13 protein-coding genes are annotated in these 15681 nt (G+C 71.9%); 4 read left to right on the top strand and 9 right to left on the bottom strand.

Translation table 11 applies throughout. The features are described from left to right. Positions 1-35 precede the first annotated feature (35 nt). A complete protein-coding gene (locus tag ABZ860_RS35685) occupies positions 36-572 on the bottom strand; it encodes a TetR family transcriptional regulator (protein ID WP_357229059.1) in 537 nt (178 codons plus the stop codon). An 86-nt stretch (positions 573-658) separates the two neighbouring features. Between ABZ860_RS35685 and ABZ860_RS35680 the strand changes: the two genes are divergently transcribed. Further along, the gene (locus ABZ860_RS35680) at positions 659-1804 is read left to right on the top strand and encodes an FAD-dependent monooxygenase (protein WP_357229056.1); all 1146 of its coding nucleotides are present in this window, start codon (positions 659-661) and stop codon (positions 1802-1804) included. A gap of 53 nt (positions 1805-1857) precedes the next feature. Here ABZ860_RS35680 and ABZ860_RS35675 read toward each other — a convergent pair whose 3' ends face one another. The 7 genes from ABZ860_RS35675 to ABZ860_RS35645 form a co-directional block, all read right to left on the bottom strand. Continuing rightward, on the bottom strand, positions 1858-3426 hold the full coding sequence (locus tag ABZ860_RS35675) for a multicopper oxidase domain-containing protein (protein ID WP_357229053.1): 1569 nt from the start codon (positions 3424-3426) through the stop codon (positions 1858-1860). Beyond that, positions 3423-3794 (bottom strand): hypothetical protein, encoded by a 372-nt coding sequence (locus ABZ860_RS35670; RefSeq protein WP_357229051.1) that lies wholly within the window; start codon positions 3792-3794, stop codon positions 3423-3425. The genes ABZ860_RS35675 and ABZ860_RS35670 overlap by 4 nt, the downstream gene beginning before the upstream one ends. Then, entirely contained in the window at positions 3794-4351 is a 558-nt protein-coding gene (locus tag ABZ860_RS35665; protein WP_357229048.1) for a hypothetical protein, read from the bottom strand. Before ABZ860_RS35665 ends, ABZ860_RS35670 begins: the two co-directional genes overlap by 1 nt. Before the next feature lie 64 nt (positions 4352-4415). Then, positions 4416-5762, bottom strand: coding sequence for a carotenoid oxygenase family protein (locus ABZ860_RS35660; protein WP_357229045.1), 1347 nt, complete (start codon positions 5760-5762; stop codon positions 4416-4418). 58 nt (positions 5763-5820) lie between these two features. Next, positions 5821-7659, bottom strand: a complete 1839-nt coding sequence (locus ABZ860_RS35655; protein ID WP_357229042.1) for an MFS transporter — start codon at positions 7657-7659, stop codon at positions 5821-5823. 149 nt (positions 7660-7808) lie between these two features. Next, a complete protein-coding gene (locus ABZ860_RS35650; protein WP_357229040.1) occupies positions 7809-9236 on the bottom strand; it encodes an FAD-dependent oxidoreductase in 1428 nt (475 codons plus the stop codon). A 110-nt stretch (positions 9237-9346) separates the two neighbouring features. Beyond that, positions 9347-11395 (bottom strand): AAA family ATPase, encoded by a 2049-nt coding sequence (locus tag ABZ860_RS35645; RefSeq protein WP_357229037.1) that lies wholly within the window; start codon positions 11393-11395, stop codon positions 9347-9349. Positions 11396-11575: 180 nt separating this feature from the next. Here ABZ860_RS35645 and ABZ860_RS35640 point away from each other — a divergent pair, with 180 nt between their 5' ends. From ABZ860_RS35640 to ABZ860_RS35630, 3 genes are all read left to right on the top strand, one after another. After that, a complete protein-coding gene (locus tag ABZ860_RS35640) occupies positions 11576-11998 on the top strand; it encodes a helix-turn-helix domain-containing protein (RefSeq protein WP_357229035.1) in 423 nt (140 codons plus the stop codon). A gap of 139 nt (positions 11999-12137) precedes the next feature. After that, complete coding sequence (locus ABZ860_RS35635; RefSeq protein WP_357229033.1) at positions 12138-13223, top strand: LLM class flavin-dependent oxidoreductase; 1086 nt, start codon at positions 12138-12140, stop codon at positions 13221-13223. A 23-nt stretch (positions 13224-13246) separates the two neighbouring features. Continuing rightward, positions 13247-13963 carry an NAD(P)-binding domain-containing protein gene (locus tag ABZ860_RS35630; RefSeq protein ID WP_357229031.1) on the top strand — a complete coding sequence of 239 codons (717 nt, stop codon included), beginning with the start codon at positions 13247-13249 and terminating at the stop codon, positions 13961-13963. Between the two features lie 180 nt (positions 13964-14143). On the opposite strand, the gene ABZ860_RS35625 is transcribed toward ABZ860_RS35630, so the two are convergent. Further along, positions 14144-15613: an MFS transporter gene (locus ABZ860_RS35625; protein WP_357229028.1), complete on the bottom strand. Its 1470-nt coding sequence runs from the start codon at positions 15611-15613 to the stop codon at positions 14144-14146. Between the last annotated feature and the right edge of the window lie 68 nt (positions 15614-15681).

Here is a 15681-nt window from a genome sequence, read left to right as displayed (position 1 = left end):
GCGGCGCGCCTTCGCCACCTGATGGTCCGGTGGTTTCACTCGGTGAGATAGCGCTGGACCGTGGGACTCAGCCAGGCCACGAGCTCCTCCTCCGTCGCCGCCGCCATCGGCGGGAATTGCAGGATGTAGCGGGACAGGGCCAGGCCCAGTAGTTGCGAGGCGACCAGGGAAGCCCGCAAGGGAGCGCGCTCCGGATCGCCGGTCAGGCCGATCACGAGCGGCATGACCTGACCGGCGAAGATCGTCCGCATCCGTTCGGCGGCGGCCTCGTTGGTCACGCCGGTGCGGAGCAGCACCTGCAGCCCTTCGTCGGCCTCCCACTTGCGCAGGAAGTGGCGGACCAGGCCGGCGCCGGCCTGGTCCGGCGCCAACTCGGGCAGTTCCAGGTCGAACTCGGCCGCGGCGGCGAACAGCTTCTCCTTGGTGCCGAAGTAGCGCATCACCATGGCCGGGTCGATCCGCGCGTCGGCGGCGATGGCCCTGATGGTGGCCTTGTCGTAGCCGTCGGCGGCGAAGCGTTCGCGGGCCGCGGCCAGGATCACGGCCTTGGTCTCGGCGGAGGATCTCCTCATGTCAACAACTGTAGGCCAACACGCGTTGACATTCCACTCGTGGCGGGCTTACGTTCATGCCAACAGCCGTTGACCAAGGAGGCGCCATGAACGCCGAGGTGCTCATCATCGGAGCCGGACCCGCCGGGCTCACCGCCGCGATCGTCCTGGCCCAGCACGGCCGTCAGGTCATGATCGTGGATGCGGAGGCGGAAGGCGCGAACACCTCCCGCGCCGCCGTCGTGCACGCCCGCACCCTGGAAGTCCTCACGCCGTACGGCGTGGCGGACCGGATGGCCGCGCACGGCATCCACACTCCGGTCTTCACCATCCGCGACCGCGACCGGGTGCTGGTGCCGGTGCCCTTCGACGGCCTGCCCACCGCCTACCCCTACACCCTGATGATCTCCCAAGCCGACACCGAGGCCCATCTGCTGGCCCGCCTGCACGAGCTCGGCGGCAAGGTGATCAGACCCGCCCGGGTGAGCAGCATCGAGCAGGACGCCGACGGCGTCACCGCCACCCTGGACGACGGGCAGCGGATCCGCGCCGCCTACCTGATCGGCGCCGACGGGCTGAACAGCACCGTCCGCCAGAGCGCCGGGATCGGCTTCACCGGCGGCACCTACGCCGAGTCGTTCGTCCTCGCCGACGTCCGCCTGTCCGGCGGGGTGCCGCAGAACGAGGTCGTCCTGTACTTCTCGCCCGCCGGGCTGGTCGTGGTCGCCCCGCTGCCCGGCGGCCTGCACCGCATCGTCGCCACCGTGGACGAGGCTCCCAAGGATCCCGGCATTCCCTTCGTGCAGCACCTGCTCGACACCCGCGGCCCCGAGGCCGAGCCCGCGCGGGTGCAGGAGCTGATCTGGAGCTCACGCTTCCGGGTCCACCACCGCATCGCCGACACCTACCGCCAGGGCCGCCTCCTGCTGGCCGGCGACGCCGCCCACGTGCACTCGCCCGCCGGCGGTCAGGGCATGAACCTGGGCATCGACGACGCCGTACACCTGGGCGAGACGCTGGCCCGGGTGCTCGACGGCGAGCCGGACAGCCTGCTCGACTCCTACGCCGCCACCCGCCGCCCGCAGGCCGAGCAGGTGGTCGCCCTCGCCGGGCGGCTCACCAAGCTGGCCACGGCCGCCGCCGGCCGCCGCGTCCTGCGCAACCTCATCCTCGCCCTGGCCGGCCGCGTCCCCGCCGTCCGCACCCGGCTGGCCTGGCAGCTGTCCGGCCTGAACAGGCGGCACGCCGCGTGAAGGCCCATCCCTGGGGCACGGCGAGACACCTCGGAGTCGTGGCACAGGTGGGCTCAGCCGACCTGGAGGGTGGCCATCATGGCCATGTCTTCGTGTTCGAGGTTGTGGCAGTGGGCGAGGTAGCGACCGCGGTAGGCGTCGAAGCGGACGGCGAGGTGGATCTGGTCGCCGGGGACCAGTTCCACGGTGTCCTTCCATCCCGCGTCGTAGGGGCCTGGCCCGGAGGAGCCGCGGCCGAGCACTCGGAAGAAGGCTCCGTGCAGGTGGAAGGGGTGTCGTTCGACGCTGAGGATGGTCCAGTGTTCGGTGGTTCCGAAGGCCGGACGCAGGTGCGGGACGGCCGGGTCGAAGGGCGTGCCGTTGATCTGCCACTGGGAGCCGTTGCGCGAGAAGACAAGGTGCCGGTGGGCTCCACGCGGGATGAGCGGTGGGAGATCGGACAGCCGGTTGGGGATCGCCGAGTCGTCGCCGGCTTTGCGTGTGATGTGGAACCGCATGACGCGGCCGGCGCCGTCGGCGCCGGCGAGGTTGACGAGGGTGACCGAGGAGCCGACGGCGTAGCGGGAGAAGTCGACGACGACGTCGAAGCGTTCGGCCGGGGAGATCCGAAGAGTGGTGTGGTGGACGGGGGCCTCCAGGAGGCCGCCGTCTCCGCCGATCTGGGTGAACCGGCTGTCCGCGGGTCCGTCGAGCCGTAGTTCGTAGCGCCGGGCGTTCGAGGCGTTGATCAGGCGCAGGCGGTATCGGGCGGCCGCGACCTCCAGGTACGGCCAGGGGGCGCCGTTGACGAGGATGACGTCGCCTTGGGCGCCGCCCATGATCGATTCGTCCATGCCGGGGGCGCCGAGCAGGGTCGGATCCGCGGCGGGGTAGACGAGCTGCCCGTCGGCGTCGAAGGCCCGGTCGCACAGGAGCAGCGGGATCTCGCGTTCGCCGCGGGGCAGCGGGAGCGCGTCGTCTTCGTCGTCGCGGACGACACACAGGCCGGCGAGTCCCTTCCAGACCTGGGCTCCGGTGAAGTCCATGCGGTGGTCGTGGTACCACAAGGTGGCGGCGCGCTGTCGCATGGGGAAGGCGTAGGCGCGCTGGTGGGTGCTCACCTGCGCGAAGGGGTCGTGCATCGTCTCGTGCCCGCCATGGCCGGTGTGGGCTTCGCGGCGGAGGCGACCGGTGGCGAGGTGAGCGAGGCTTCGGGGGTAGAGCAGGTCGGTGGGGAAGCCGTCCTGTGACGGTGGGGTGATCCCGCCGTGCAGGTGGGTGGCGATGGGGACCGGCAGCAGGTTGGTCTGGTGGAGGATCATCGGAGTGCCGGACCTGGCCTCCAGGTAGGTGCCGGGGAAGGTGCCGTCGTAGCCCCAGATCGTGGTGGCGTAGCCGGGCAGTATCTCGGTGGTCGTCTCCTTGAGGGTCATCTCGTAGTGGTCGCCGTCGGCGGAGGAGCGGACGGGGGCGGCCGGGACGGGTAGCGGCAGGGGCAGCGTGTAGGGCGCGGGAAGCCGTGCGGCGCTGGTGAGCGTGCCGGGGCCGACCGAGCCGCCGCCGCCCGCGCAGCCGGTGAGGACGGCGGAGGGCAGGGCGAGGGCGGCGGCCTTGAGAACGGCGCGGCGGGTGGGGCCGGTCATGTGCGGGCCTCCTCGGCCGGCCGGGCGGCGAAGACGAGAGGCAGCGTGGCGACGACGGCGGCGAACAGGCCGACGCCCAGGGGGATGTGCAGCCACAGGATGTGGTTCATGCCGGCGGTCAGCTGAACGATCTCCAAGACGAAGATCGCGGCCATGACGGGCAGGACGCGTCGTCCGGCCAGGCGCCTGCGCCGGGCGATGGCGGCCATGACGGTCAGGACGAGCGCGATGGTGGCGACGACGGCGGCGTTGTCGCCGTGGCTGCCGATGGCGTTGTCGCGGCCGGACAGGAACATGCCGGCGAGGATCGGCTGGAGGGCGTAGGCGAGGGCGTGGACGACGGTGGTGACGCGCAGGGCGATGAGCATCAGCGGGCTCCGCTCGCGCGCAGGGGGCGGCGGGCGGTGAGCTTGGCGGCGCCGAGGCCGGTCAGATAGCCGCAGGCCAGCAGGGTGAGCCCGGTGATGAGGTTGGGTTTGCCGACCATGCAGGCCAGGACGGCGGTGATGACGCCGGTGCGGGTCAGCACGGAGGTCCACAGGCGCGGATGGCGGATGCGGTCGGCGAGCGCGGCGGGCAGCTCGGTGTCGGCCTCGCGGGCGTCCTTGACCATGCGGCGCAGGTCCTTGCCGGTCAGCGGTTCGCCGAGCAGGACGAGGGCCGTCCAGCCGATGATCCCGGCGATGATCCAGCCTTCCCACGACCAGGCGGTGACGGCCAGGGCGAGGCCTGCGGCGAGGGAGCCGAGCCTGCCCCACACGCCGAAGGCGGCCGATGCCTCAAGGGCTCTCAGGCCTTCTCTGGCCTGCGAAGGGGTGCTGGCGCTGCGGAGCGCGAGCACGCCGATCCAGTCGGTGATGAGGCTGGCCAGGATGGCGAGGGCGGCGAGCAGGTGTGCGGCGAGGAGGATTCCGTCGAGGGACATGCGGGGCACTTTCGGGTGAGAAGGGGTGGGGGCGGCCCGGGAGGGAGCCGCCCCCGGTGGCGGGTCAGAGGTCGGCGTCGGGGATCCAGGAGCCGTGGATGCCGCCGGTGACGCGGCGGGGCAGGTGGACCGCGGCGACCTGGTCGAGTCCGGAGGCGTCCAGGACCAGCAGGCGGGAGGAGTCCTGCTTGAGGTCGGAGACGACGGTGAGGAGGTAGCCGTCGTCCTCGTTCGTCGCGCCGGCGGCCGGGACGAACACCGCCTCGCTGGGCAGCCGGGCGTCGCCGACCTGGTGGACGCGGCGGGCGCCGGTGCCGCGGTCGTACTTGACGACGCCGTAGCCGCCGTTGCCGTGCTGGTCGGGGAAGGAGATGGCGTACTGGTAGCGGTTCTCCGACCCCAGGTAGTCCTCGTTGAGGGTCGGGAACTCCACGGCGAGGTCGTCGATGATCCGCTCGTCGACGCAGCCGCGCTCCAGGTCGATCACCCAGCGGCGGGTGTAGGAGCGGGTGTTGGGCTCGGTGCCGCGGCCGGGCGCGCCTACCCACCAGTTCCAGGACAGCTGGAAGCCTTCGCGGTCGACGGTGGGGCCTTCCAGGACGATGCGGCCCTGGGCGTCTTCGTAGGCGTTGGAGGCGTGCAGCATGTTGCCGGGCTCGATGGAGAACCAGCGGATCTTCGCGGCGCCGTCGGCGGTGCGGGGCATGACGCCGATGCGCGAGGGCTGCTCGTCGCTCCAGCCGTAGGGGATGCCGGAGTGCTCGGCCGGGTCGAAGGTGACCGATCCCTCGACGAACACGACATGGTGGCGGGTGATCGCGAAGTCGTGCTTGAGGGACGCGGTCGCGCCGGGGATCTCGGCGGTGTGGACGATCTGGCCCTTGGCGTCGGCGATGTAGTAGATGAGGTAGGGCGGGAACGGCGAAGAGCCGAAGAAGTGCAGTTCTCCGGTGACCGGGTCGGTCTTCGGGTGGGCGGTCATGGCGCTGCGCAGCTTGCCGTCGAAGTCGTAGGCGCCGATGGTCTCCAGGTCGGCGTCGAGCTCGAAGGGGAAGTTGGCCTCGCACAGCGCCAGAAGGCGTCCGCCGTGCTCGATGACGTGGGTGCCGGCGGTGCTCGCGGTCAGGTCCGGGCCGTGCTCGGTCATGTAGGGGGCGCCGTCGAGTGCGGGGGTGCGCACCCACCGGTTGCGGTACCACTCGGCGCGGCCCTCGCGCAGCCGGATGCCGTGGACCATGCCGCTGCCCTTGAACCAGTGGGCGGGAGTGACGCCCGGCTTGGGGTTGTGGCTGTTGCGGACGAGCCGGCCGTTCAGCTCGGGCGGCAGGTGGCCCTCGACGGTCAGGCCGGTCGCGGTGATCTCGTCGACGGCGGGGGTGTAGTGACCGATCAGGTACGGCTTGGCGGTCATGGCGGTTTCCTCTTCTTCTTTGGTGTCGCGTGCTTGCGGTGCCGGGAGGCGGGTCGGGTCAGGCGGGCTGCTCGGCGCGGCCCTTGAGGGCGGCGAGCCAGGATTCGAGGGATTCGTGCAGGGCCTGGCCGAGTTGCTCGGCGGCGGCGTCGACCGGGGCGCCGCTCCAGGACTCCTCGGTGCGGACGGTGACGCTGTCGCCGTCGGCGGTGAAGGACCAGACGTGGATGCCGTCGATGCCGCCGGCCGGGCCGCCCCATACGATCCGCTCGCCGGGGACGACCTCGTAGACGGTGGAGGTGACCTCCAGGCCGTGGGTGCGCCAGCGGAAGGAGCTGCCGGGCTCGACCGGGCCGTTCAGGGCCGCCTGCTCGATGTCGGTGTTCCAGCTCGGCCAGGCGTCGATGCCGGTGTGCAGCGCCCACACCCTGTCGAGGGGGGCGTCGATGGTGGTGGACAGGCGGACGATCACCGGGGCGGTCTCGTCGATGGTGCGCATGGTGGTTTTCCTTCCGGGATCACGGGTGGTGCGGGTCAGGTAGGCGGCGAGCAGGGCGGTGCAGATGAGGACGGCGGCCGAGGCCGCGAACGCGGCACGGTAGCCGTCGGTGAGGGCGTGCGGGTGCGGCATGGAGGAGCGGGCGGTGAGCGATCCGGCGAGGGTGGCCAGGACGGCCAGGCCCACGGCGCCGCCGACCTGGCGGGTGGTGTTCACCAGCCCGCCGGCCAGGCCGGAGTCATGCTTGGCGACCCCGTCGAGGGACAGCTCGGTGAGCTGGATGAACGCGATGCTCAGGCCGATCCCGACCAGGACGCTCGGGCCGAGCACGTCGGCGAGGTAGGAGCCGCCGGTGCTGATCCGCGACAGCCACAGCATTCCGGCGGCCTCGGTGAGCAGGGCGGCCGGCAGCGCGCGGAAGGCACCGATGCGGGCGGTGATCCGGGGAGCCAGGGCGGAGCCGGCCATGACGGCGCCGGCGAGCGGGAGCTGGCCCAGGCCGGTGAGCAGCGGTCCTTCGCCGAGAACCTGCTGCTGGTAGAGCGGCAGGAAGAAGAACAGCGCGATCCACACCGACCCGAACAGGGTCATCAGGGTGTTGCCCGCGGCGACCCGGCCGCCCTTGAACAGCCGCGGCGGCACCAGCGGGTCGGGGTGGCGGCGCTCGGCGACCACGAACATCGCGCCGAAGACGGCGGCGAGCGCGAAGGCGCCCAAAACGGGCCCATCGCTCCAGCCCCGCTCCCGGGCCGTGGAAAGCCCCCACACCAGGCTCGTCAGGGACACGGTGATGGTGAGGGTGCCCGGCAGGTCGAACCGGCCGCCGCCTCGCAACCGGGGCTGCGGGGTGCCGGCCGCGACGGCCAGCAGGGCGGTGAAGGTCCCGGCGGCTACGGCGAAGAAGAGCGCCCGCCAGCCCCACGTCTGCGCCAGGACGCCACCCAGGAGCACCCCCGCGGCGCCTCCGGCGCCCGAGACCGCCCCCCACACCCCCAGCGCTCTGCCGCGCCCCGGCCCGGGAGGGAAAAGGTCCATCACCACGGCCAGCGCCGCCGGCGCGACGGCCGCCGCGCCCAGGCCCTGTACGGCTCGCGCCGCGATCAGCACGCCCGCCGACGAGGCGAGACCCGCCACGGCCGAGGCCGCACCGAACACCGCCAGGCCGCCCAGCAGGACCCTTCGGTGCCCCAGCAGGTCGGCGGCGCGCCCTCCGGCCAGCAGCAGCGCGCCGAACACCAGGCCGTAGGCGTTCACGACCCAGGTCGTGCCGCCGTCCGACAGGCCGGCGCCGTCGCGGATCTGCGGGAGCGCCACGTTGACGATCGAGTTGCCGAGCACGACGAGGAACTGCGCTGAGGCCAAGGCCGCGAGTGCCGCGCCCGTGGCTGTCTTACGCATGACCGACTCCATATCTGTGTGGGTGAACGCGCACTGGTGCGGCGGGAAAGAGGCGGGTTCGCGCCCCGCCGATGCGTCCGGCCCGATCCCCCGGCCCGGAGAGGTGGAAGCCGCGGTGCGGCGTCGGTGGAGGGAGCGCCCTCGGGGCGCTAGATCGCCTCCACGGCAGCCAGGACCTCGGCCCGTGCGGGTCCCGGCCGGGTCCGGCTCCCGCCGCCCGCCCCTGCGGCTTTGCCCCGCACCGCGAGGGCGGAGAACGCGGCCTCGGGAGTGGCCAGCCCACAGGCCACGTCGGCCATCGCGCGCAGCACGTCGGGGTCGGACAACTTGAGCGCGTCCAGGGTGTTGCCGATGTTCCAGCCCGGATCGTCGGTCTCGTACGGGCGGCCCGCGAGCAGCGCGTCGATCTCTGCCAGCCGGTGCGTGTCCCACCGGCGCAGACGCTGGTAGACCGGTGTGACCGTCTGTTCGGTGGCCTCGTCGAACCGCAGCGCCAGCTTGACCGCCTCCTGCGGTCCGGTCTCGCCGATCACGTCGCTCAGCAGCGCCGCATGCATCAGCCCTACCGACAGGCCCAGCCCGAACTGGGGGTCGGTGGCGGCCCTCGCGTCTCCCACGCTCAGCAGCCCGGTGACCACGGGGCTGCCCTCGACGACCGTCCGCTGGCTCCTGCTGTTCAGGCCCGACATCGCCTGGACGCCGGTGATGGGCTCGCCGTGCATCCGCTCGGCCAGCGCCGGGAACAGCGCCACGGCCCGCTGCCACGCCCGCACGTCGTGCAGGGCCCGCAGCGCGCGGTCCCTGCTGGAGATGATCAGGCCCAGCGACCAGGTGCCGGCATCGGCCGGGAGCACGATGGTGGACACCCCGTCGTGGTGGGCCAGCGGCCAGACCGGCGGCACGGGCGGTGTGCCGCCGGCGCCGCGGAAGGATCGCGCGTAGTAGACGAAGCCGGCCTCGGCCCGCTCGCTTTCGGGCGGCGGCCCGCCCAGCCGCGCCAGCAGCGCCCCCACGGGCGAGTTCCTCCCGGCCGCGTCCACCACCAGCGGCGCGAGGATCTCCTCGCCGTCCTGGGTGGTGACGCCGATGACGTGGGGCCGGCCGGGGATGTGGTCGGCGCCGGTCAGCAAGCCGCTCACCGTGATGTTGCGGCGGACGGCGAGCCCGGGCGTTCGCGCGGCGGCCGCGGCGAACGCGGCCTCCAGCACCGGCCGGCGGGCGGTGAGGGTGTCATAGCGTTCGTCGCCCGGACGTCGTCCGCCGATGGCGGGCAGGTTCCATGCGCCCGCGAGGATGTTGAGGGGCAGCGCGCCCAGCTCCCGCAGTTCGGTGATCACCCTCGGCAGAGCCGAGCGGAGCACGGCGGCGCCCGCGGGCAGCAGGATGTGCGGCTGGCGGAACTGGCTCACGCCCGGCCTGCGCCACTCCCGCCATGCCCGCCCGGCCACGTCCGGGCCGCCGGGGCAGGTGCCGTCCCGTTCCAGCACGGTGACGCCCAGCCCCTGCCCGGCCAGCGACATCGCCGCAGCCAAGCCGACCGGGCCGGCCCCGATCACGATCACATCCGGGCGTGGCATCGGACCTCCTACGAACTCGCCCTCCATCGGAGATCACTGTCGTCGGGGTCGTTGCTCACCTGCGAGACCGGCGGGTGCTCACCTGGTGCTCAATATGCGCTCATGTCGCTTCACGGATGAGGGACGGGCAGTGAGCGCTCGGCGGTCTCACGTTTCCACAGCAGCTCGCACACCCGCTCCAGCGCGCGGTGCAGATGCCTCCGGTACGTGCTGTAGGGGAGGCTGAGACGTTCGGCCGCGACCGTCTGGTTGGGCACCCGGTGGAAGTAGGTCGTGGCCAGGACCCGGTGAAGCTTGACCTCGCGCGGGTCGGCGCTCATGGTGTCGACGGCGTCGGTGAGCAGCTCGCGCAGCATCTGCACGGCGTGCTCGGCGCTGTACCCGGGCTGGATGGTGATCATCCGCGCCTGGCACAGCGGATTGGCCGCCAGGGCGTCGTGGCGGTGCCAGTCGCGCAGCGCGTCGCGCACGGCGGCGTCGAAATCGGAGCGCGTCAGCGTGGCGGACAAGGCGTCGACGGCGGGGGCGGGCACCTCGTCGGCGAGACCGCCCGGTTGGGTCCGGTCGAACCAGATCGACAGCGGCGTGATGCGCCAGTCACAGGCGAACAGCGTGTAGGTGTGCCCGTTGGGCCAGGCCAGAGAGGTGGCCTGCTCGTGGCCCAGATGCTCCATCAGCCTCCCCCACAGCTGCGGGTAGGGGCTGATGATGAACGACCAGGCCAGACCGGCCGAACGGATCCAGTCGGCGCAGATGCGCAGCTGCATCAGGTGCAGCACCGGGGAGACCTCGTAGTAGGCGGGCGGGTAGACGAGGAATCGGGCCAGCATCACGTGCTCGCCCGGACGCAGCGGGCTCGTGCGCGCCACGTGCTCCCACGCCTGCGCCAGCACCGGGTCAGCGGCCATCTCATCGGCGCGCGGCTCCGGCAGGCGCAGCCATGTCATGAACGCGGCCGGCTCGCCCGTCACCGTGTCGCGGTAGATCCAGAACGCCTCGGGCTGACGCTCCAGCCAGAAGGCCACGATCGCCGCGGACTCCGGCCCCTCGGCCTGCATGATGAGCCGCCTCACGGCGTCGTGGTCTCCCGGGTGCAGCGTGTCCTCGTGGAAGTCGCCCTCCCGCCGCATCTGGAAGTACGAGCCCATCGGCCCGTACCGCTTGAGGTAGCTGAGCTCGCGGATCGCCACGAGCGCTGCGGCCGGGGACGCGGTGCGGGCCTGCTCCAGCAGATGGTGACCGACGCGCCGGTGCATCTCCTCATACCCCTGCGGATCGCGCCAGCGCAGGTCGGCGTCGACCGCGTCACTGACCATGTCGTGCAGGAACATGCCCTGCCGGCCCCAGTCGGCGAACGGCAGGCGGCGCAGCCAGGTGAACATCTCGGCGCCCCGCTCGTGCCCGACCACCGCGCGCAACAGCCCCTCCGTGGTCGTCATCGCGTGCGCGGCGACCTCCAGGGCGAGCCGGTGCACCTGCGTGGGCACCTCCCCCACCAACTGCGAGAGCAGGACGGTGAGCACGTCCGGCGTCGGCGCCCAGCTCGCGCCGTCCCCGCCTACCGCGACGCTGGCGGCCAGGCTGAGTGCCAGGGGGTGACCGCCGGCGAAGCCGAGCACCTGCCCGCGCACGGCCGGTGCCACGTTCCGCAGCTCCAGCAGCCGCTCGGCCTCCGGCAGGTCGAGGTCGCCCAGCGGCATGACGGCCAGAAGCTCACTCCACGCCAGGCTGGAGGTCCAGGTCGGGCTCGGCCCCTCCCGGCCGGCCAGCACCACCAGGGTCTGCTGGGCAAGCGAGGGCAGGAACCGGTCGTGCAGCCACACCTCCAGCCCCTGACAGTGCTCGAACGCATCGATGAGCAGGACCGCATCCGCCGGAGCACCCGCGACCTCGGATTCGAAACCCGCCGGAGAAGGATCGATGAGCCGCCCGTTCACCTCGACGACGGGCCTGCCCGCGTCCCGGCTCTCATCCGCGAAGCGCCGCAGCAGCGTCGACTTGCCCACCCCGCCCGGACCGTGCACATAGATCACCGCAGGAGCATCCGCGCACCCGGCCAAGGCCTGACGGAAGACGGCGAGCTCGGTGGACCGGCCGACAAAAGCGCGTTCCCGAGCCCACCTCAGACGATCCGCCAAACTGCCCGATTCAGTGCTCACTGTCGCAATATACGGGTTGAGCTCGGCGCCATCTCCGGCCCGATGCTCCTGATGGATCAGCCAGAGGTCCGATGCGCCCCCTCTCCTGAGAGTTACTTTTGGTCACCGATGTACTTTTCGATATGCACGGACAGCACCACGACGTGGTCACCGTCAGGTGGCGGAGGAGGCGGGGGCCGCATGTCACACCAGGCCGAGGCGGACAGGGTGCTGCGTTCGTTGGGCAGGGCCTGCCTCGAGCACGACCCGGATGTTCTCCGATCCGTGCTGGACCGGGTCGGCGACAAGTGGAGCCTGATCCTCATCGGGCTGCTCGACAAGGGGCCGATGCGCTTCACCGAGTTGCTGCGCACGGCCCCCGGCATCTCCCGCCGCATGCTGACGCTGACGCTGCGCAGCCTGGAGCGTGACGGGCTCGTCAAGCGCGTGATCTATCCGGAGATCCCGCCCCGGGTCGAGTACGAGGTCACCCCGTTCGGGCGCACCCTGTCCGAGCCCGTCCTGGCACTCACCCGGTGGGCGGCCGACAACCAGGACACGATCCGCGCCAACCGCCACGCCTTCGACAAGGCGGCCGGCCTCGACTCCGACGATCTCGACTGAGGCCTGGCCGGTTCACCCCATGTGACCACGGTCCAATTGAAGTTACCGATCACCGGCGTGTAGCCAGTATCCGCAAGTCATCGAGGCCGGCGGCGCGCTCTGCTCCACGCCGCCGGCGCACGTACGGGAGATGATCGGTATGTCTGAGGTGACCGTCGGCAGGATCGAACACCCACGCTTCGAGCTGGGGCTCAACTCGTTCGGGGAGGTGGCGACGGACGGCGGGCGCGTGCTCGACGACGCCGAGACCGTGCGCCTGCTCGTGGAGGAGGCCCGGCTGGCCGAGGCGGTGGGGCTGGACGTCTTCAGCGTGGGGGAACACTACCGGGAGGGGCACAACGACTCCGCCACCCCGGTGCTCCTCGCCGCGATCGCCACCGCCACGCGACGCATCGGGCTCGGCACGTCCGTGACGGTGCTGAGCACGAACGACCCGGTCCGGCTGTACCAGGAGTTCTCCACCCTCGACGCGGTGTCCGATGGCCGTGCCCGGATCGTGCTGGGCCGCGCCTCCGCGACCGAGTCGTTCTCGCTGTTCGGCTACGACCTGGCCGACTACGAGCGGTTGTTCGAGGAGAAGCTCGATCTCTTCCTGCGGCTCGAACACGAGGAGCGGGTGACCTGGTCGGGCACCGTGCGCCCGCCGCTCACCGGGCAGCGGCTGCACCCCAGGATGCGGCCGGGAGGCATCCCCACCTGGATCGGCGTGGGCGGCAGCCCGGACTCCGTGCTGCGCGCCGCCCGTCACGGCCTGCCCCTCATGATGGCCGTCATCGGCGGACGGCCGCAGCGGTTCGCGAGGAACGTCGAGCTGTACCTCAAGGCGCTCGACCGCTTCGGCCGTCCCGAACTGCCGATCGGCCAGCACTCGCTCGGCCTCGTCGCGGACACCGACGAGGAGGCCGTCGAGACCTGGTGGCGATACTGGCGGCCCGTCGTCGAGGAACTCGCGGCCGAGCGCGGCTTCTACGCGCCGAACCGGGAGCGGTACGAAGCCGAGGTCGAGCACGGTGCGCTGTTCGTCGGATCACCCGAGACGGTCGCCCGCAAGATCGTCAGAATGGCCCGCGATCTCCACCTGAGCCGTTTCGATCTCAAGTACGACATCATGCACCTTCCTCGCGACGCCCGCGCTCGCACGATCGAGCTGCTCGGCCGTGAGGTCGCCCCGCGCGTACGCGAGCTGCTCGCGGCGGACCTCGCGACGGGCACGGTCCACGCGTGACCCGTCACCGACCTGGAGCGACCATGAAACCCCGCGACGTTCGCACCATCGGCATCCTCGGCGCCGGCAAGGTCGGCACCGTCCTGGCCCGCCTCGCCGTCGCGGCCGGCTACCGCGTCCTGATAGCGGGCTCCGGGGAGGCCGCACGGATCTCCCTTATCGTCGAGGTCGTCACGCCAGGGGCGGTCGCGGTGACCGCGGTGGAGGCCGCGTCCGAGGCGGATGTCGTGGTGCTGGCCCTGCCGCTCGGCAAGCATCGCAACCTCCCCGCCGAGGCGCTGCGGGGCAAACTGGTGCTCGACGCGATGAACTACTGGTGGGAGGTGGACGGGGTGCGGGACGACCTCACCGACCCGCGCACGTCCTCCAGCGAGATCGTCCAGGCGTTCCTGCCTCATGCCCGGGTCGTCAAGGCCTTCAACCACATGGGCTACCACGACCTGGAGGAGAGCGCCCGTCCCGCCGGCGCTTCCGGCCGCCGCGCGATCGCCTTCGCCGGAGACGATCCGGACGACGTCGAGGTGGCCGCCTCGATCGTGGACGCGCTCGGCTTCGACCCGGTGATCGTCGGCCCGCTCGCCGAGGGCGTCCGCATGGAGCCGGGGACGGAGCCGTTCGGCGCGAACGTCGAGGCGGCCGAACTGCGCGCCCTGCTCGACCGTTTCCCCGAGTCGCGGCGCGGCCGCGAGGTGCTCCGCGCGCGCGGCGGGATGACGTCGTCACCCCATTCGACGCCCTGACCGGCGCGTGAGGGCGCGGAGGAGACCGGCCTGGCGACGAAGCACGTCCTCCCCCGCACCGCCGGGCGCGACCAGGCCGGCGCCTGCATCCCCTGCGGGCAGCACCGGCGGACACGGCCGGAGCACCTTGCGCCATGCCGGATGCTCTGGCCGTCGCCGTCGTACGCCGCGCTTGTGCGGTCAACCGGCCGCGTGGGACTCGTCCCGTTGCGGGGTGGCCGGGATCCGACGGATGAGGCGCGGCAGAGTGAGCGTGCTCAGGATGCCGGCGATCATCACGGCCGCGGTGAGCAGGACGACGAGGAACTCGCCGTCCGCGGTGGCGGCGCGCAGGGCCTCGCCGGCCTTGCCCTCGACGCCGATGTCGGCGATGACGGTGAAGACGGCCAGGCCGATGGCGTTGCCGATGTTGAGCGCGGTGGAGGCGATGCCGTTCGCCACGCCCTGTTCGTGGCCGGCGGTGCCGCTGGCGGCGGCGATCCACATGGCGGTCCAGACGATGCCCTGGCCGAGGCCGGAGACGATGAGACCGGGCACCAGCAGGCCGTAGCCGGCCTCGGCGTCGAAGCCGAGGGCGAGGACGGCGGTGCCCACCACGCCGATGGCGAAGCCGATCAACAGCGTGGCCCGGGTGCCGATCCGTGTGGCCAGGCGCTCGCCGCTCTGGGTGCCGCCGGCGATGGCCAGCGAGGGGATGAGGAAGGCCAGCCCGGTCTGCAGGGCGCTGTAGCCGTGGACGCTCTGCAGCAGCACGGTGAGGAAGTACGGCAGGACGCCGAAGGTCGCCATGTAGATGAAGGTCACCAGCATGCCGACGGTCAGGCTGCGGTTGCGGAAGAGCCGGAAGGGCATGAGCGGGTCGGCGCTGCGCGCCTCGACCAGTGCGAAGATCGCCAGGAGCGCGACGGCCAGCAGGAAGGCGGCGATCACCGGGAGGCTGCCCCAGCCCAGTTCGGGTCCCTCGACCAGAGCGAAGACCAGCAGGGTCGATCCGGCCGTGACACTCAGCGCCCCCGGCATGTCGAACCTGCGCCGTTCCCCTCTGGCCGGGTCGCGCGGGATGACGGCCAGGGCGGCCAGTGCGACGAGCCCGGCCAGGGGGACGTTGACGAAGAAGACGGCGGGCCAGCCGAAGTTCTCGGTGAGCAGGCCGCCGAGCAGTGCGCCGATGGTGAGCCCGCTTGCGCCGGCGCCGCCCCAGACCGCGAGCGCGCGGTTGCGTTGCGGGCCTTCGGCGAACAGGTTGTTGAGCAGCGCCAGCGTGGAGGGCAGCAGCAGTGCGCCGCCGATGCCCTGGACGGCGCGGGCGACGATGATGACGGCGGGAGTGGTGGCCAGCCCGCCCGCCAGCGAGGAGACGGCGTACAGGGCCAGGGCGAGCACGAAGACGCGGCGGCGGCCGAGCAGGTCGGCCGCCCGGCCGCCGAACAGCAGGAAGCCGCCGGCGAAGACGACGTAGGCGCTGACCACGAGCTGCTGGGTCTGGCCGGGGAAGCCCAGGCTGGTGCCGATCTGAGGGAGCGCGACGAACACGATGTTGAGGTCGAGCGAGTAGATGAGCTGAGCCAGGGCCAGCAGCGCCAGGGTCCAGCCCTGTCGCGGCGTGACCCCGCCTGTGGATCGCGCGGGCGGCGCGGAGGTTGCGGACATGGATCGCCCTTCGGAGGGAGCCGGTGACGGGCATGCGAAGCCCGCCGACAACTGTACGCATATCTACG

Source organism: Microbispora sp. NPDC046973 (assembly GCF_040644495.1).
Taxonomy (GTDB): domain Bacteria; phylum Actinomycetota; class Actinomycetes; order Streptosporangiales; family Streptosporangiaceae; genus Microbispora.
The sequence above is the reverse complement of the archived record's forward strand: the minus strand, read 5'-3'. Positions and strand labels throughout refer to the sequence as shown.